14 protein-coding genes are annotated in these 14,465 nt (G+C 65.5%); 7 read left to right on the top strand and 7 right to left on the bottom strand.

What is annotated here, in order from left to right; translation table 11 throughout:
- Nucleotides 1-152 precede the first annotated feature (152 nt).
- From dalD to ACZ9H4_RS12085, 3 genes are all read left to right on the top strand, one after another.
- Nucleotides 153-1,562, top strand: coding sequence for a D-arabinitol 4-dehydrogenase (gene dalD / locus ACZ9H4_RS12095; protein WP_476119147.1), 1,410 nt, complete (start codon nt 153-155; stop codon nt 1,560-1,562).
- A 118-nt stretch (nt 1,563-1,680) separates the two neighbouring features.
- The gene (xylB, locus tag ACZ9H4_RS12090) at nt 1,681-3,162 is read left to right on the top strand and encodes a xylulokinase (RefSeq protein ID WP_476119146.1); all 1,482 of its coding nucleotides are present in this window, start codon (nt 1,681-1,683) and stop codon (nt 3,160-3,162) included.
- An 81-nt stretch (nt 3,163-3,243) separates the two neighbouring features.
- A complete protein-coding gene (locus ACZ9H4_RS12085; protein ID WP_476119145.1) occupies nt 3,244-4,191 on the top strand; it encodes a sugar-binding transcriptional regulator in 948 nt (315 codons plus the stop codon).
- 25 nt (nt 4,192-4,216) lie between these two features.
- Here ACZ9H4_RS12085 and ACZ9H4_RS12080 read toward each other — a convergent pair whose 3' ends face one another.
- The 7 genes from ACZ9H4_RS12080 to ACZ9H4_RS12050 form a co-directional block, all read right to left on the bottom strand.
- Nucleotides 4,217-4,513, bottom strand: a complete 297-nt coding sequence (locus ACZ9H4_RS12080; protein WP_168664795.1) for a DUF1330 domain-containing protein — start codon at nt 4,511-4,513, stop codon at nt 4,217-4,219.
- Between the two features lie 58 nt (nt 4,514-4,571).
- Entirely contained in the window at nt 4,572-5,681 is a 1,110-nt protein-coding gene (locus tag ACZ9H4_RS12075; protein ID WP_408140525.1) for an ABC transporter ATP-binding protein, read from the bottom strand.
- A 103-nt stretch (nt 5,682-5,784) separates the two neighbouring features.
- On the bottom strand, nt 5,785-6,498 hold the full coding sequence (locus tag ACZ9H4_RS12070) for an HAD family hydrolase (RefSeq protein ID WP_476119143.1): 714 nt from the start codon (nt 6,496-6,498) through the stop codon (nt 5,785-5,787).
- Nucleotides 6,495-7,328, bottom strand: coding sequence for a carbohydrate ABC transporter permease (locus ACZ9H4_RS12065; protein ID WP_408140927.1), 834 nt, complete (start codon nt 7,326-7,328; stop codon nt 6,495-6,497). The genes ACZ9H4_RS12070 and ACZ9H4_RS12065 overlap by 4 nt, the downstream gene beginning before the upstream one ends.
- A 38-nt stretch (nt 7,329-7,366) precedes the next feature.
- Complete coding sequence (locus tag ACZ9H4_RS12060) at nt 7,367-8,302, bottom strand: carbohydrate ABC transporter permease (RefSeq protein WP_408140521.1); 936 nt, start codon at nt 8,300-8,302, stop codon at nt 7,367-7,369.
- A 179-nt stretch (nt 8,303-8,481) separates the two neighbouring features.
- Nucleotides 8,482-9,804, bottom strand: coding sequence for an ABC transporter substrate-binding protein (locus tag ACZ9H4_RS12055; protein WP_476119142.1), 1,323 nt, complete (start codon nt 9,802-9,804; stop codon nt 8,482-8,484).
- Between the two features lie 100 nt (nt 9,805-9,904).
- Nucleotides 9,905-10,687 (bottom strand): L-iditol 2-dehydrogenase, encoded by a 783-nt coding sequence (locus tag ACZ9H4_RS12050; RefSeq protein WP_408140518.1) that lies wholly within the window; start codon nt 10,685-10,687, stop codon nt 9,905-9,907.
- 309 nt (nt 10,688-10,996) lie between these two features.
- On the opposite strand from ACZ9H4_RS12050, the gene ACZ9H4_RS12045 reads away from it, so the two are divergent.
- The 4 genes from ACZ9H4_RS12045 to ACZ9H4_RS12030 all read left to right on the top strand — a co-directional run bounded on the left by ACZ9H4_RS12045 (nt 10,997) and on the right by ACZ9H4_RS12030 (nt 14,409).
- Nucleotides 10,997-11,476 (top strand): Fur family transcriptional regulator, encoded by a 480-nt coding sequence (locus ACZ9H4_RS12045; protein WP_408140516.1) that lies wholly within the window; start codon nt 10,997-10,999, stop codon nt 11,474-11,476.
- A 197-nt stretch (nt 11,477-11,673) separates the two neighbouring features.
- Complete coding sequence (locus ACZ9H4_RS12040) at nt 11,674-12,666, top strand: metal ABC transporter solute-binding protein (RefSeq protein ID WP_408140514.1); 993 nt, start codon at nt 11,674-11,676, stop codon at nt 12,664-12,666.
- Entirely contained in the window at nt 12,663-13,634 is a 972-nt protein-coding gene (locus ACZ9H4_RS12035; protein WP_408140512.1) for an ABC transporter ATP-binding protein, read from the top strand. The genes ACZ9H4_RS12040 and ACZ9H4_RS12035 overlap by 4 nt, the downstream gene beginning before the upstream one ends.
- Complete coding sequence (locus ACZ9H4_RS12030; protein WP_408140510.1) at nt 13,627-14,409, top strand: metal ABC transporter permease; 783 nt, start codon at nt 13,627-13,629, stop codon at nt 14,407-14,409. Before ACZ9H4_RS12035 ends, ACZ9H4_RS12030 begins: the two co-directional genes overlap by 8 nt.
- The last annotated feature ends 56 nt before the right edge of the window (nt 14,410-14,465 follow it).

Raw genomic sequence — 14,465 nt, 5'->3', positions numbered from 1 at the left:
AACAGGAAACCATCATGGGACCGGAGTAGGCGCTAAAGCGCCAACAGGAAACCATCATGGGACCGGAGTAGGCGCTAAAGCGCCAACAGAAAACCATCATGGGACCGGAGTAGGCGCTAAAGCGCCAACTCCGGTCGACATAGGAGACGCACATGGATACCGGGCAAGGCAGCGGCGCGGCCGCACACGTGATCCTGCACATCGGCGCGGGATCGTTTCATCGCGCGCATCAGGCGTGGTATCTGCATCGGCTGAACGAGGCGAAGCTGCAGGGCGAGCACTGGTCGCTGACGGTCGGCAATATCCGCAGCGACATGAACGCGGTGCTCGAAGCACTCGCCGCGCAGGACGGCGTCTACACGCTCGAAACCGTCACGCCGCAGGGCGAGCGCGCCTACGAGACGATCCGCTCGATCGAACGCGTGGTGCCGTGGACCGAAAGCCTCGACGCGCTGATCGAAGCGGGCGCCGATCCGGCCTGCAAGATCATCGCGTTCACCGTCACCGAAGGCGGCTATTACCTCGACGAACACGACCGGCTCGACACCGGCAACGCCGATCTCGCCGCCGACCTGAAAGGCGGCCACACCACCATCTACGGCGCGCTGGCGGCGATTCTCGACGCACGCATGCAACGCGGCGCGGGCCCCGTCACGCTGCAGACTTGCGACAACCTGCGCAGCAACGGCGAGCGCTTTCACGCGGGCATGAGCGAGTTTCTCGAACGACGTGGCGCGGACCGTCTCGCGCAATGGTTCGACAACAACACCGCCTGTCCTAGCTCGATGGTCGACCGCATCACACCGCGTCCGACACCGGACGTGCGCGAGCGCGTCAAGGCCGCGACCGGCTTCGACGACGCGTGCCCGGTGATGGGCGAAGCGTTCATCCAGTGGGTGATCGAAGACCGCTTCATCGCGGGCCGCCCCGCATGGGAAAAGGTCGGCGCGGAACTGGTCGACTCGGTGCTGCCGTACGAGGAAGCGAAGATCCGCATTCTCAACGCGCCGCATAGCTGCATCGCGTGGGCGGGCACGTTGGTCGGGCTGAACTACATTCACGAAGGCACGCTCGACGCCGACATTCGCCAGTTCGCGTTCGACTACGTGACCGAAGACGTGATCCCGTGCCTCTCGCCGAGCCCGCTCGATCTCGCACGCTATCGCGACGTGGTGCTCGAACGCTTCAGCAATCCATATATCCAGGACACCAACCAGCGCGTCGCGGCCGACGGCTTTTCGAAGCTGCCCGGCTTCATCGCGCCGACGCTGTCCGAGTGTTTCGAACGGGGCGTCACGCCGGCCGCGACGGCGATGCTGCCCGCGCTGTTTTTCCGCTTTCTCGAACGCTGGCATGCGGGCAAGCTGCCGTATGCCTATCAGGACGGCGTGATGGGCGAGCGCGTCGCGCACGGCTTCTTCGCGGCGCCCGACCCGTTGCAGGCGTTCGCCGCCGACCGGCTGCTGTGGGGCAGCATGGCGCAGACACCGGAGCTGGAATCGGCGCTCGCAGGTGCGCTCGCGCGCGTCGATGTCTGGCTCGCCCAACGCGGCGCGGTTTGAGCACTCCGGTGCGTCCTGTTTCGAATCGATCGCGCGCAGTGCCAGGCTTAATGCGCATGGCAGCGCGCGTCAGGTGCGGCTAAAGTAGCGCATCCCTAACGACGAAGGTTTCGCGCCCATGTATCTCGGCATCGACCTCGGCACGTCCGAAGTGAAAGTTCTGCTGCTCGCCTCCGATGGACGCGTGATCGGCACGGCAGGCTCCCCCTTTACCGTTTCGCGTCCGCATCAGCGCTGGGCCGAGCAGAATCCCGAGGACTGGTGGACGGGCACGCGCGCGGCGCTCACCGCGTTGCGTGAGCGGCATCCCGACGAGTTCGCGCAGATTCGCGGCATCGGCCTGTCGGGGCAGATGCACGGCGCGGTGCTGCTCGATGCCGAGGACGGCGTGCTGCGTCCCGCGATCCTGTGGAACGACATGCGCAGCGACAAGGAGTGCGCGGAGTTGACCGAGCGTGCGCCGGATCTGCACAGCGTGGCGGGCAATCTGGCGATGCCGGGTTTCACCGCGCCGAAACTGCTGTGGGTCGCACGCCATGAGCCGGAGATTTTCGCGCGGACCGCTTGCGTGCTGCTGCCCAAGGACTATCTGCGCCTGCAACTGACGGGCGGCAAGGTGTCCGATCCGTCGGATGCGGCGGGCACGTTGTGGCTCGATGTCGCGAGGCGCGACTGGTCGGACTCGTTGCTCGCCGCCTGCAACATGACGCGTGCGCAGATGCCGAGCCTCGCCGAAGGCAGCGCGCCGTCCGGCACGCTGCTGCCGTCGCTCGCGCGCGAATTCGGCCTGAGCGACGGCGTGATCGTCGCGGCGGGCGGCGGCGACAACGCCACCAGCGCAATCGGCATCGGCGCGACGCAACCGGGCGACGGCTTCGTGTCGCTCGGCACGTCGGGCGTGCTGTGCGTGGTCGGCGACAGTTTCCGGCCGAATCCGGCCTCCGCCGTGCACGCGTTCTGTCATGCGATTCCGGATCGCTGGCATCAGATGAGCGTGGTGTTGTCGGCGGCGAGTTGCCTGCGCTGGGTCTGCAAGCTCACCTCGACCGACGAGCCCACCCTGCTCGCCGAAATCGAGGCACTGCCCGCCGATGCATTGAGCACCGCGCCGCTGTTCCTGCCGTATCTGTCCGGAGAACGCACGCCCCACAACGACCCGTATGCGCAAGGCGTGTTCTTCGGCATGAATCACGCGACCGATCGCGCGTTGCTCGGTTATGCGGTGCTCGAAGGCGTGACGCTCGCGCTCACCGACGGCCTCGACGCGTTGCGCGCGGCCGGCACTGAGGCGAAGGCGCTGTCGCTGCTTGGCGGCGGCGCGCGCAGCGACTACTGGGCACAACTGCTGGCCGATGCACTCGACACCGCGACGCGCAAGCACGGCGGCGGCGAAACCGGCGCGGCGCTAGGCGCAGCCCGCCTCGGCTGGCTGGCCGCGGGCGGCGACCCGGCCACGGTGCTGACCAAGCCGCCGATCGAAAAGGAGTTCACGCCGAATCCGCGCCGCCATGCCGAACTGCGCACGCGGCTCGAAGCGTACCGGGCGCTATACCGTCACGTGCGGCCGCTGTTCGACCCGGCGCGCGCGCCGCTCGCCTGAGCCAGCGGCAGCCACGGCCGGTTGGCGTTGAGAGACGCCGGCCGGCTGCTATCATCGGCGCACCTCAAGCGAGCCGTTACCGTGCCCAAGTCCTCAGAAAAACTAGATCTTGCTACCCGCGCCGCGTGGCTCTACTACGTCGCCGGCAACACCCAGAACGAAATTGCCGAGAAGCTGCAGGTCTCACGTCCGGTCGCGCAACGGCTGGTCGCCTTCGCGGTGGAAAAGAATCTGATTCGCGTGCGTGTCGATCACAAACTCGCCGACTGTCTGTTGCTCGCCGATCAGCTGTCGACGCGCTACGGCCTGAGCATGTGCGAAGTGGTGCCGATCGACGGCGACACCTCCGACGAAGTCGACCGCAAGCTGGCGGTGGCCGGCGCGCAGGTGATGGAGCGCTATCTCGGCGCGGAAAAGCCGATGGTGGTCGCGGTGAGCAGCGGCCGCACGCTGAAGGCCGCGGTCGATCAGATCGCGCAGCTGGACCGTCCGCAGCATCGGCTGGTGTCGATGGTCGGGGCGATCGCGCAGGACGGCTCGTCGAACCGCTACGACGTCGCGCTGCACATTTCCGAAAAGACCGGCGGCAAGTATTTTCTGCTGCCCGCGCCGCTGCTTGCCGATAGCGAGGCCGAGCGCGCGCAGTGGTGCAATCACCGGCTGTACCGGATCGTCCAGTCGCTCTCGGCGCAGGCCGATGTCGCGTTTGTCGGGATCGGCAATATCGGGCCGAAGTGTCCGCTGCATGAAGACGGCTTCATCACGTCGGCGGAAGTGAAGGAATTGATGCACAACGGCGCCGTGGCCGAAATGCTCGGACTGCCAATCGATGCAGCCGGCGCGCACGTCGAATCGCCGACCGGCCGGCGCGTGACGAGCATCGCGCTCGATACGCCGCCACGTCGTCCGACGATTGGTTTCGCCGGCGGCCAGCGCAAGCGTGAAGCGCTGATCGCGGTGCTCAAGGGCGGCTGGTTGTCGGGACTGGTGACCGACGAGTTGTGCGCGCGCGCCGCGCTGGAAGCATGACGCCGGCGGCAGGCGCACCGAGGCGCTATATCTGCGGCAAACCTTCGGTGACGATGATCCGATAGTCGCCGCCCTGCAGCCGCGTTTCGCTGACCGCCTGATACGCGGGACTGCGATACCACGCGAGCGCTTCGTCGTAGCCGGTGAATTCGAGAATCAGGATGTCTTCGAGCGCGGGCCCCTCCAGCACTTCCCTGCGCCCGTGGCTCGCCAGCATCACGACCGGCCGCTGATCGAAGGTGGCTGGCGCGACCTGTTTGTATTCTTCGAGCTTCGCGGGGTCGAGCGTTTTCTCGCGCGTGATGACGACGTAGGCGGACATGAGCGTTCCCCGCAGCGTGGTGGAAAGGAAAGCGGCGCGCCCGCCGCTTCCCATCGCGTCACGCGGCCAGCACTTCAACGATCTTACGCTGGAATGCTTTCCCTTCGCTGTCGAAAAGATGGCAGTGCTCGGGCGTGGCGCCGAGCTTTTGCACTTCGCCTTTTGCGTGTCGTTCGAGTGGCGGGATCCGCGCGATCAGTCCGTCCGGCGCGACGCTCGATTCCGCATACAGATACGCCGCGTCGCCGAGCGATTCGACGGCCATCGTGCGGGCCGAGACGCCGTCGTCGGTCATGCCCACGTGCAGGTGTTCGGGGCGGATGCCGACCGTCACCTTGTCGCCCTGCTTGACCGAGCCCGGCTCCACCGCGACGCGTTGCGTCTCGCCGGTTTCGTAGTGCACCGTGACGCCGTCGTGCGTGACCGACTGCACGATGCCTTCCATGAAGTTCATCTTCGGCGAGCCGATGAAGCCGGCGACGAAGCGGTTGGCGGGCGCGTGATACAGCATGGTCGGGCTGCCGACCTGTTCGAGATTGCCCGCCGACAGCACGACGATCTTGTCGGCCAGCGTCATCGCTTCGACCTGATCGTGCGTCACGTAGATCATCGTGGTCTTCAGTTCGTCGTGCAGACGCGCGAATTCGAGGCGCATTTTCACGCGCAGCGCGGCGTCGAGATTCGACAGCGGCTCGTCGAACAGGAACACCTTCGGCTTGCGCGTGATCGCGCGGCCGATCGCCACGCGCTGGCGCTGCCCGCCTGAAAGCTGCTTCGGCTTGCGATCGAGCAGATGATCGATATGCAGGATCTTCGCGGCGTTGCGCACGGCCGCGTCGATCTCGGGCTTCCTGGTGCCGGCGAGCTTCAGGCCGAACGCCATGTTGTCGTACAGCGTCATGTGCGGATACAGCGCGTACGACTGGAACACCATCGCGATGCCGCGCTTGGCGGGCTGCACGTCGTTCACGCGCACGCCGTCGATGGTCAGGTCGCCGCCGCTGATGTCTTCGAGACCGGCGATCATCCGCATCAAGGTCGATTTACCGCAGCCGCTCGGGCCCACGAACACGACGAACTCGCCGTCGGCGATGTCGAGGTTGATGTCGCGCATCACTTCGTTGTCGTCGTAGGCCTTTCTGATGTTGCGCAGAGTTACGCTTGCCATGATGTGTCTCCGTGTAATGCTGTGTGTCGCTATGTGTTGCTGTGTGCGTTCGATGCCTGGCCGTTGACCGCTGACCTTTAGCCGTCGCGAGCCGGGCTTGCGCTCAGGGCGCCGCCGCCGTCGCGCTCAGCGTCCATTGCGCGACGATGTCCGGCAATTGCCGCATGTCGTCGAATACGTGACGCGCGCCGGCCGCATGCAGCTTGTCGATCTGCGCGTCGCTCGCATGACCTCCGCCGATGAAACCGAGCACCGTCATGCCCGCCGCGCTCGCCGCCGTCACGCCGGTCACGCTGTCCTCCACCACGAGGCACGCGGAAGGCGCGAGCCCGAGTCCGCGCGCCGCCGCCAGATAGACGTCGGGCGCGGGCTTCGGATTCGGCACCGCGTCGGCGCAAAACAGCCGCTCGCCGAAAAAGCGCACGAGACCCGTGCGCGTCAGCACGGTCTCCACGTAAGGCCGGAAGCTGTTGCTCGCGCAGCCCTTGACGAGCGGCACCTGGGCGAGCGCGGCCTCGATGCCTTCGACCGCCGGCGCTTCGATCGCCGCGGCTTCCACCGCGCGGCGAATCGCGTCGATCTCGGCAACACTAAGGCTTTTGCCGAGTTGCGCCGCCGTGCTCTGCAGCACCTTTTCGATTCGCAGTCCGAGCAGCGGCAGCACTACCGGTTCGACGTCGGTATCGGGCCAGCGCGCTTCGAGTTCGTGCACCAGCATGCGCGCCGCCACGGCTTCGCTGTCGATCAGCACGCCGTCGCAATCGCAGATCAACGCATAGTTGCTTGACAACGCGCCCCCACTTGCTCCCGCCGTCATTTGACCGCCCCGAACGTGAGGCCGCGCACCAGTTGCTTCTGCGACAGCCAGCCGACGATCAGGATCGGCGCGACCGCCAGCAGCGAAGCCGCCGACAGCTTGGCCCAGAACAGGCCTTCAGGACTCGAATACGACGCGATGAACACCGTGAGCGGCGCGGCGTTTGAACTGGAAAGATTGATGCTCCAGAACGCTTCGTTCCACGAAAGGATCACGAGCAGCAGCGCGGTGGACGCGAGACCGGGCAGGGACATCGGCATCAGCAGATAGACGATTTCCTGCCAGGTCGCGGCACCGTCGATACGCCCTGCCTCGAGAATATCGCGCGGAATCTCGGCGAAGTACGTGAACGACATCCACACCGCGATCGGCAGATTGATCAGCGTGTAGACGATCACCAGACCCGACACCGTATCGAGCAGGCCGCTGTTCTTCCACAGCAGGTAGATCGGCACCAGCACGCCGACCGACGGCATCATCTTGGTCGACAACATCCACAGCAGCACCTTCTGCGTGCGGCGCGTCGGAAAGAATGCCATCGCATACGCGGCGGGCACCGCGAGAATCAGACACAAGACGGTGACGCCCACCGAAATCAGCACCGAATTCCACGCGAACGAAAAGTAATTGCTGCGCGCGAACACCTCGCGAAAGCTCTCCAGCGTCGGCACGAAAAAGAGCGACGACGAGTACGCCTGCTGCTCGGTCTTGAATGCGGTGATCGTCATCCAGAAGATCGGGAAGAACAGCAGCAGCGCGACGAGCCACGCAATCACGCCGGGGATGCCGCGACGGATTGCATCGAACGGCGACTTGGTCGGCACGGTCATCGGCGTGGTCGTCGATGCCGGGGTAGAGGCAACGTGGCTCATTTTTCGTACTCCCCTTTCAGGTTCTTCGCGAGCATCCGCACGAGGAAGAACGACACGATGTTGGCCAGCACGACAGCAAGAATGCCGCCCGCCGACGCGAGACCGACGTCGAACTGTTGCAGGCCCAGCGAAAAGATCAGGTACGACAGGTTGGTGGTCGCGGTGCCCGGACCGCCGCCCGTGGTCGTATAGATTTCGGCGAAGATCGACAGCAGGAAAATCGTTTCCATCATCACCACCACCGCGATCGCGCGTCTCAGGTGCGGCAGCGTGATGTAGAAGAACATCGAGAACGGACCCGCGCCGTCGATGCGCGCCGCCTCCTTCTGCTCCTGATCGAGCGACTGGATCGCCGTGAACAGAATCAGGAACGCGAACGGCAGCCACTGCCACGCGACGATCATGATCACCGCGGTGAGCGGATAGACGGCGAACCAGTCGATCGGCTGCAGGCCGATCGCGCGCATGCCCTGCGCGACGAGGCCGTACACCGGATGCAGGATCATGTTCTTCCAGATCAGCGCGCTCACGGTCGGCATCACGAAGAACGGTGCGATGGCGAGCAGCCGCGCGACACCCTGGCCGTAAAACTTGCGGTCGAACAGGATCGCCATCAGCACGCCGCCGACCACCGTGATCACCAGCACGGAGATGATCAACTCGAGCGTGTTGGCGATCGACGGCCAGAACGACGGGTCGCTCGCGAGGTAGCGATAGTTGTCGAGGCCGGCGAAGCCGCGCAGATCCGGATTCAGCAGGTTGTAGCGCGAGAACGAAAACCAGATCGTCATCGCGAGAGGAATCGCCATCCACAGCACCAGCACGGCGACCGATGGCGACACTAGCCAGCGGGCGGAATTGGCTTTACGGGTTTCGCGTTCTTTTTCGGTCTGGGGCTGGGCATGCATGAGAGGTAGGCGCAAAGGACGCATGATTGACCACCTGTTCGGTAATGCGCGGGGGCGTCCGCGTGAGCCGCATGAACCGTTGCGGCATCGTGCGACGCCCCAACCGCTCGCTCGCGGCCGGGACGGCCCCGCTGTGCTGCGTGAGCCGGCTGACGGGCGTCAGCCGGCGCGTGCCACATCACTGACGTGGCTGGGTTGCTACGTTACTTCTGATAGCCGGCCTGCTTCACCGCGCGATCCGCGGTGGCGTTGCCCGCCGCCAGCGCCTGACCGACCGTCATCTGACCGGCAATCGCACCGGAAATGCTCTGACCGACCACGGTGCCGAACGATTGAAACTCAGGAATCCCCACGAACTGCACGCCGGTGTAAGGCACCGGTTTGAGGGTCGGGTGATCCGGGTCCGCCGTTTCGATCGCCTTCAGCACGAACGCGCCGAACGGTGCGGCCTTCTGGTACTCGGGGCGCGCATAGGTCGACTGGCGCGTTCCCGGCGGCACCGAAGCCCAGCCTTCATCCTTCGCGACCAGTTCGATGTATTCCTTCGACGTCGCCCACGTGATGAACTTCTTCGCCGATTCGGCCTGCTTCGACGACTTCGGAATCGCCAGCGCCCACGCCCACAGCCAGTGCGAACCCTTCGGCGTGACCGCGATCGGCGCCGCGGCGAAACCGACCTTGTCAGCGATCTGCGACTGGTTCTTGTTGTAGAGCATGCCGGCCGCCACCGTCGCGTCGATCCACATCGCGCACTTGCCCGACGACATCAGCGTGAGGTTTTCGTTGAAGCCGTTCGAGCTGGCTCCCGGCGGGCCGTTCTTCTTCAGCAGATCGACGTAGAACGTGATCGCCTTTTTCCATTCCGGCGACGTGAGCTGCGCGTTCCACTTCTCGTCGAACCAGCGGCCGCCGAAGGTGTTCACCACCGTCGTGCTGTACGCCATGTTCTCGCCCCAGCCTGCCTTGCCGCGCAGGCAGATGCCGTACTGGCCGTTGGCTTTGTCGGTGAGCTTGTCGGCGAACTGCGCGATCTGGTCATAGGTCGGCTGGTCGGGCATTTTCAGGCCGGCCTTGTCGAACAGATCCTTGCGGTAATAGGTCATCGAACTCTCGACGTAGAACGGCAGCGCGTACAGCTGGCCGCCACTCGACAGCCCGTCGCGGGCCGTCTTCACGACGTCGTTCAGATCGTAGCTGGCGGGCAGATTGGTGAGCGGCGTGAGCCAGCCGCGCTTGCCCCATTGCGGCGTTTCATAGGCGCCGATCGTCATCACGTCGAACTGGCCGCTGCCGGTGGTGATGTCGGTCGTGGCGCGCTGACGCAGCACGTTTTCTTCGAGAATCACCCAGTTCAGCTTGATGTCCGGATTCGCTTTTTCGAACGCGGGCGAGAGCTTCTTCAGCTCGATCATGTCCGGGTTGTTCAACGTCGCGATCGTCACCGTGGCCGCCGATGCGCTCAACGCAAAACATGCTGCCGCGCCGGCGCTGACCGCCTTCAGCGTGGATTTGAATGCTGGTTTCATGTGTTGTCTCCTTTCTCGTACGTTATGTGGTGCTGCGTTTGTTTTACGGAAATGGCGATGGCGCGCGCGGGTTTCGAGGGCCTGCGCCCGACGCATTCGCCTAGCTCATCCAGTTGCCACCGTCGACGTTCAGGGTTTGCGCGGTGATGTAGTCGGCGTCCGCGGAGGCGAGAAATAGCGCGGCGCCGGTGAGATCGTCCGGCACCCCCATGCGGCCGAGCGGCACCGCTTCGCCCACCAGCCGCTTCTTCTCGCCGAGCGGCCGGTTTTCATAGCGGGCGAAGAGCGCGTCGACTTCATTCCACATCGGCGTATCGACGACGCCCGGCGCGATGCCGTTCACGTTGATCCGGTGCGGCGCGAGTGCGAGCGCCGCGGACTGCGTGTAGCTCAACACCGCCGCCTTGGTCGCGCAGTAGTGCGACACCAGCGCCTCGCCGCGCCGCCCGGCTTGCGACGACATGTTGATGATCTTGCCGCCGCGGCCCTGCTCGACCATCCGGCGCGCGACGGTTTGCATCAGGAAGAACATGCCCTTCACGTTGACCGCGAAAAGGCGGTCGAACACGTCCCAGGATTCATCGAGGATCGGGCGCATATCGAAGAGCGCCGCGTTGTTGAACAGAATGTCGACCTGGCCGAAGCGCGCGAGCGTGCTCGCGAGAATCCGGTCGATGTCATCGCGGCGCGTGACGTCGGCGCTCACGCTCAGCACGCGCTCGCCGTGGGCTGCGCGCAGCGCGTCGCCGAAACTGTCGGCCGGCTTCACGTCGACCAGCACGCAGCGCGCGCCCTCGTCCAGATAGCGCCGGGCCACCGCTTCACCGATGCCGCTGGCCGCGCCCGTCAGAATGGCCACCTTGTCTTGCAATCGTGCCGCCACCGCATGTCTCCGGTTCGTTCTGCTTTTTGTGGCGCAGTGAGCGAACGCTCATTGCGCGAACAATTGCTCTGTTAGTGATCGAATGATCGGATACGGACCGGGTCATGTCAAGGCGCTCGACCAGATTTCGATGGTGCAGCGCGACAGGAGACCCGCGCACCCTTCTGCCGCCTTCGGCCGCACGATGACGGCGTGCGGGGATCAGCCAAACAACATTCTGCGCAAGCCGCTGACAAAAATTCGAGATACGTTATATCATTTCGACCTCGCTTCGTTTCGAAGCCTTTTGCCGCCAGGAGGTCCATGCCGATGGCCACGTCGATTGCGGAACACCATGCCGTGCGGCTCGCGCATGCGGACGCCCACGCCGCGTTGCACGGACTCGCGCTGACGCCGCTGCGGCGTCAGGTGTATGCGGCGGTCGTCGCCAGCGAGCGGCCGGTCGGCGCGTACGAGCTGCTCGATGCGCTCGCGCCGCAGCGCGGACGGATGCCGCCCACCACCGTCTACCGCGCGCTCGATTTTCTGCTCGCGCACGGCTTCGTCCACCGGATCGAATCGAAGAATGCATACGTCGCCTGCTGTGAAATCGGCGTGCCGCACCGCAGCCAGTTTCTGATGTGCGACGGCTGCGGCGCGACCGTCGAGATTCCCGGCGACGACCTTGCCGATCAGTTGTCGCATAGCGCGCCGGCACATGGTTTCGAGGTTCATCGGCAGGTGATCGAGCTGAGCGGCCTGTGTGCCATGTGCGCCCGCGCCGCGCGGCCGGCCGGGGCTTCGGCATGAGGCTTCCGTATGAGGCAGTGCATGACGCCGGGCACGAACGCCCACCCGAAACCACGCACGGCGGCTGCCATGCATGTAGCCGTGATGGCTGAAGCAGCACAGCGAACCGCACAGGACCTGGACGAACGTCGCCGCCAGCGGGCGCGCCCGTCTCAACATTTGTGACCCACCCAACTCTCACGCAGCAGGAAACAACGATGAAAAAAATCGGCTCGATGTTGATCGGGGCGCGCCGTGCGCTGAAGCTGTCGAAGTACCTGGCCGCGGGCGCGGCGGCGTTCGCGTTCGGCCACGGCGCGTTGGCCGCCGACGCGAAAATCCCGGTCGTCGCCGCCGAGAATTTTTATGGCGACGTGGTGCAGCAACTGGGCGGCGATCGCGTCGACGTGACGAGCATTCTCAGCAATCCGGATCAGGACCCGCATCTGTTCGAAGCGAGCCCGAAGACCGCGCGCGCGTTGCAGCATGCGAGCCTTGTGATCTACAACGGCGCCGACTACGATCCGTGGATGGCGAAACTGCTGGCCGCGTCAAAGGGCGCAAAGCGCACCACGATCGTCGCCGCCGACCTCACTGGCAGGAAGAGCGGCGATAATCCGCACCTCTGGTACGACCCGGCGACCATGCCGAAAGTGGCGCGCGCGGTGAGCGACGCGCTCGTCGCGGCTGACCCGGCGCACAAGTCGGCGTACGATGCGAACCTCGCGAAGTTTCTCGCTTCGCTCAAGCCGATCGACGCCAAGGTCGCCGAACTGCATGGCCGCTATGCGGGCGCGCCGGTCACGGCGACCGAGCCGGTGTTCGGCTACATGTCGGACGCGCTGGGGCTGACGATGCGCAATCAGCGCTTCCAGCTCGCGGCCATGAACGACACCGAAGCCAGCGCGGCCGATATCGCCGCGTTCGAACGCGATCTGCGCGAGAAGCGGGTACGCGTTCTGATCTATAACAGCCAGGCAACCGAGGCCCTGACCCAACGCATGTTGAAGCTCGCGCAGCAATCGCAGGTGCCGACCATGAGCGTCACCGAAACCCAGCCGGCCGGCGAGACCTATCAGACGTGGATGCTCACGCAGCTCGACGCGCTGGGCGCGGCGCTGGCCGTGGGCGGCACGAACGGTGCGAGCGGTGCGAACAATGCGAAGGCGGCGAAATCGGCAAGCTCTGGCGCCAAAGGAAAAACCCAATGACCTTGACTGGCCGCAACGCGCCAGCCAGCGCTTCAGGCAGCCCGGCGGCAAGCGCCGCCGCAAGCGCCCCCCGCACCGCGCCTGTGCTCGAACTCGATCATGTGACCCTCGAACTCGGCGGCCGCACCATCTTGCGCGACACCGGCTTCGTGGTGAATCAGGGCGAATTCATCGGCGTGCTCGGGCCGAACGGCGCGGGTAAAACCACGCTGATGCGCGCCGTGCTCGGCCTCGTGCCCGCGGCGCAAGGCGCGATCCGCGTGCTGGGGCAGCCGGTCGAGCGCGGCAACGCGTCGATCGGCTATATGCCGCAGACGCGCAGCGCGCTCGCCGGCCGCCGCGTGCGGGGCCGCGATTTCGTCGCGATGGCCGCCGACGGCCACCGCTGGGGCTTGCCGCATGCGGATGCGAAAACCCGCGCCGACGTCGAGCGCGTGCTCGATCTGGTCGGCGGCCGCAAGCTGGCCGAGCGGCCGTTGTCGGAACTGTCGGGCGGCGAGCGTCAGCGGCTGCTGCTCGCGCAGTGCCTGCTCGGCAATCCGAAACTGCTGCTGCTGGACGAACCGTTGATCAGCCTCGACCCGCATCATCAGAAGAGCGTGGTCGAACTGGTGCGCAGTGTGCAGCGCGAACTTGGCATCGCCGTGCTGTTTTCCGCGCATGAGCTGAATCCGCTGCTGAACTCGCTCGACCGCGTGCTGTATCTCGGTAGCGGCGTGGCGGCGCTCGGCACCGTCGACGAAGTGATCACGCGGCCGGTGCTGTCGCGCCTCTATGGCTCGCCGATCGACGTGATGCGCGTGAACGGCCGCATCTTCGTGATGTCGGGCGACGTCGAAGTCGAAAAGCACGATCACGAGCACGAACACGACGAGGACGGCGGCCACAGTCACTCGCACGCTCACGGGCACTCGCACGGCCATTCCCACCAGCACGACTCACGCGACGGACACACGCACGATGTTTGAATACGATTTCATGGTGAATGCCTTCGCGGCGTCCGGGATCGTCGCGGTGCTGGCCGGCGTGGTGGGCTATTTTCTGGTGATGCGCGGACAAACCTTCGCCGGCCACGCGCTCTCGCACGTCGGCTTCACCGGCGCGACCGGCGCGGTGCTGATCGGCATCTCGCCGATCTGGGGGATGATCGGCTTCACGCTCGCGGCGGGCGTCGGCATGGGCGCGCTCGGCGAGCGGCTCGCCGGACGCGATGTCGCGATCGGCGTGGTCCTGTCGCTGTCGCTCGGCTTCGGCTTGTTGTTCCTGCATTTCTTCACCGCGTACGCGACGCAGGTCACCGCGCTGCTGTTTGGCAACGTGCTCGGCGTGAATACCTCGACGCTCGGTGTGCTCGCGGCATTGGGCATAGTCAGTCTGGCGGCGCTCGCGGCGATCATGCGGCCGCTGCTGTTCGCGTCGTTGCAGCCGGAACTGGCGGAGGCCAAGGGCGTGTCGCTGCGCCGGGTGTCGGTGCTGTTTCTCGCGATTGCCGCGCTGGCCGTCGCGGCGTGCACGCAGATCGTCGGCGTGCTGCTGGTGTTCACGCTGATGGTCGGCCCGGCCGCCGCGGCGCAGAACGTGACGACGCGGCTGTCGACCGGTCTCGTGCTCGCCGCCGTGTTCGCGTTGCTGCAGGCGTGGCTGGGTCTGACGCTGGCGTTCTACACCGATTGGCCGACGAGCTTCTGGATCACCGTGTTGTCGGCGCTGGTGTATGGCGGGAGTTTGTTGAAGCGGCGTTGAGTCAGTGAGCGGCCAAGCCGCTGCGAGATTGGCGCGCGGCTCATCGGCCGCTTGCG

Source organism: Paraburkholderia sp. TE9906, assembly GCF_056279605.1.
The sequence above is the reverse complement of the archived record's forward strand: the minus strand, read 5'-3'. Positions and strand labels throughout refer to the sequence as shown.

Excerpts from the sequence above, each read along its gene's own strand:
- ACZ9H4_RS12080 (WP_168664795.1), bottom strand. The coding sequence starts at position 4,513 with ATGTCCGCCTACGTCGTCATCACGCGCGAGAAAACGCTCGACCCCGCG.
- xylB (WP_476119146.1), top strand. The coding sequence starts at position 1,681 with ATGTATCTCGGCATCGACCTCGGCACGTCCGAAGTGAAAGTTCTGCTG.
- ACZ9H4_RS12065 (WP_408140927.1), bottom strand. The coding sequence starts at position 7,328 with ATGACCGTGCCGACCAAGTCGCCGTTCGATGCAATCCGTCGCGGCATC.
- ACZ9H4_RS12035 (WP_408140512.1), top strand. The coding sequence starts at position 12,663 with ATGACCTTGACTGGCCGCAACGCGCCAGCCAGCGCTTCAGGCAGCCCG.
- ACZ9H4_RS12030 (WP_408140510.1), top strand. The coding sequence starts at position 13,627 with ATGTTTGAATACGATTTCATGGTGAATGCCTTCGCGGCGTCCGGGATC.
- ACZ9H4_RS12055 (WP_476119142.1), bottom strand. The coding sequence starts at position 9,804 with ATGAAACCAGCATTCAAATCCACGCTGAAGGCGGTCAGCGCCGGCGCG.
- ACZ9H4_RS12045 (WP_408140516.1), top strand. The coding sequence starts at position 10,997 with ATGGCCACGTCGATTGCGGAACACCATGCCGTGCGGCTCGCGCATGCG.
- ACZ9H4_RS12075 (WP_408140525.1), bottom strand. The coding sequence starts at position 5,681 with ATGGCAAGCGTAACTCTGCGCAACATCAGAAAGGCCTACGACGACAAC.
- ACZ9H4_RS12070 (WP_476119143.1), bottom strand. The coding sequence starts at position 6,498 with ATGACGGCGGGAGCAAGTGGGGGCGCGTTGTCAAGCAACTATGCGTTG.
- ACZ9H4_RS12060 (WP_408140521.1), bottom strand. The coding sequence starts at position 8,302 with ATGCGTCCTTTGCGCCTACCTCTCATGCATGCCCAGCCCCAGACCGAA.
- ACZ9H4_RS12040 (WP_408140514.1), top strand. The coding sequence starts at position 11,674 with ATGAAAAAAATCGGCTCGATGTTGATCGGGGCGCGCCGTGCGCTGAAG.
- dalD (WP_476119147.1), top strand. The coding sequence starts at position 153 with ATGGATACCGGGCAAGGCAGCGGCGCGGCCGCACACGTGATCCTGCAC.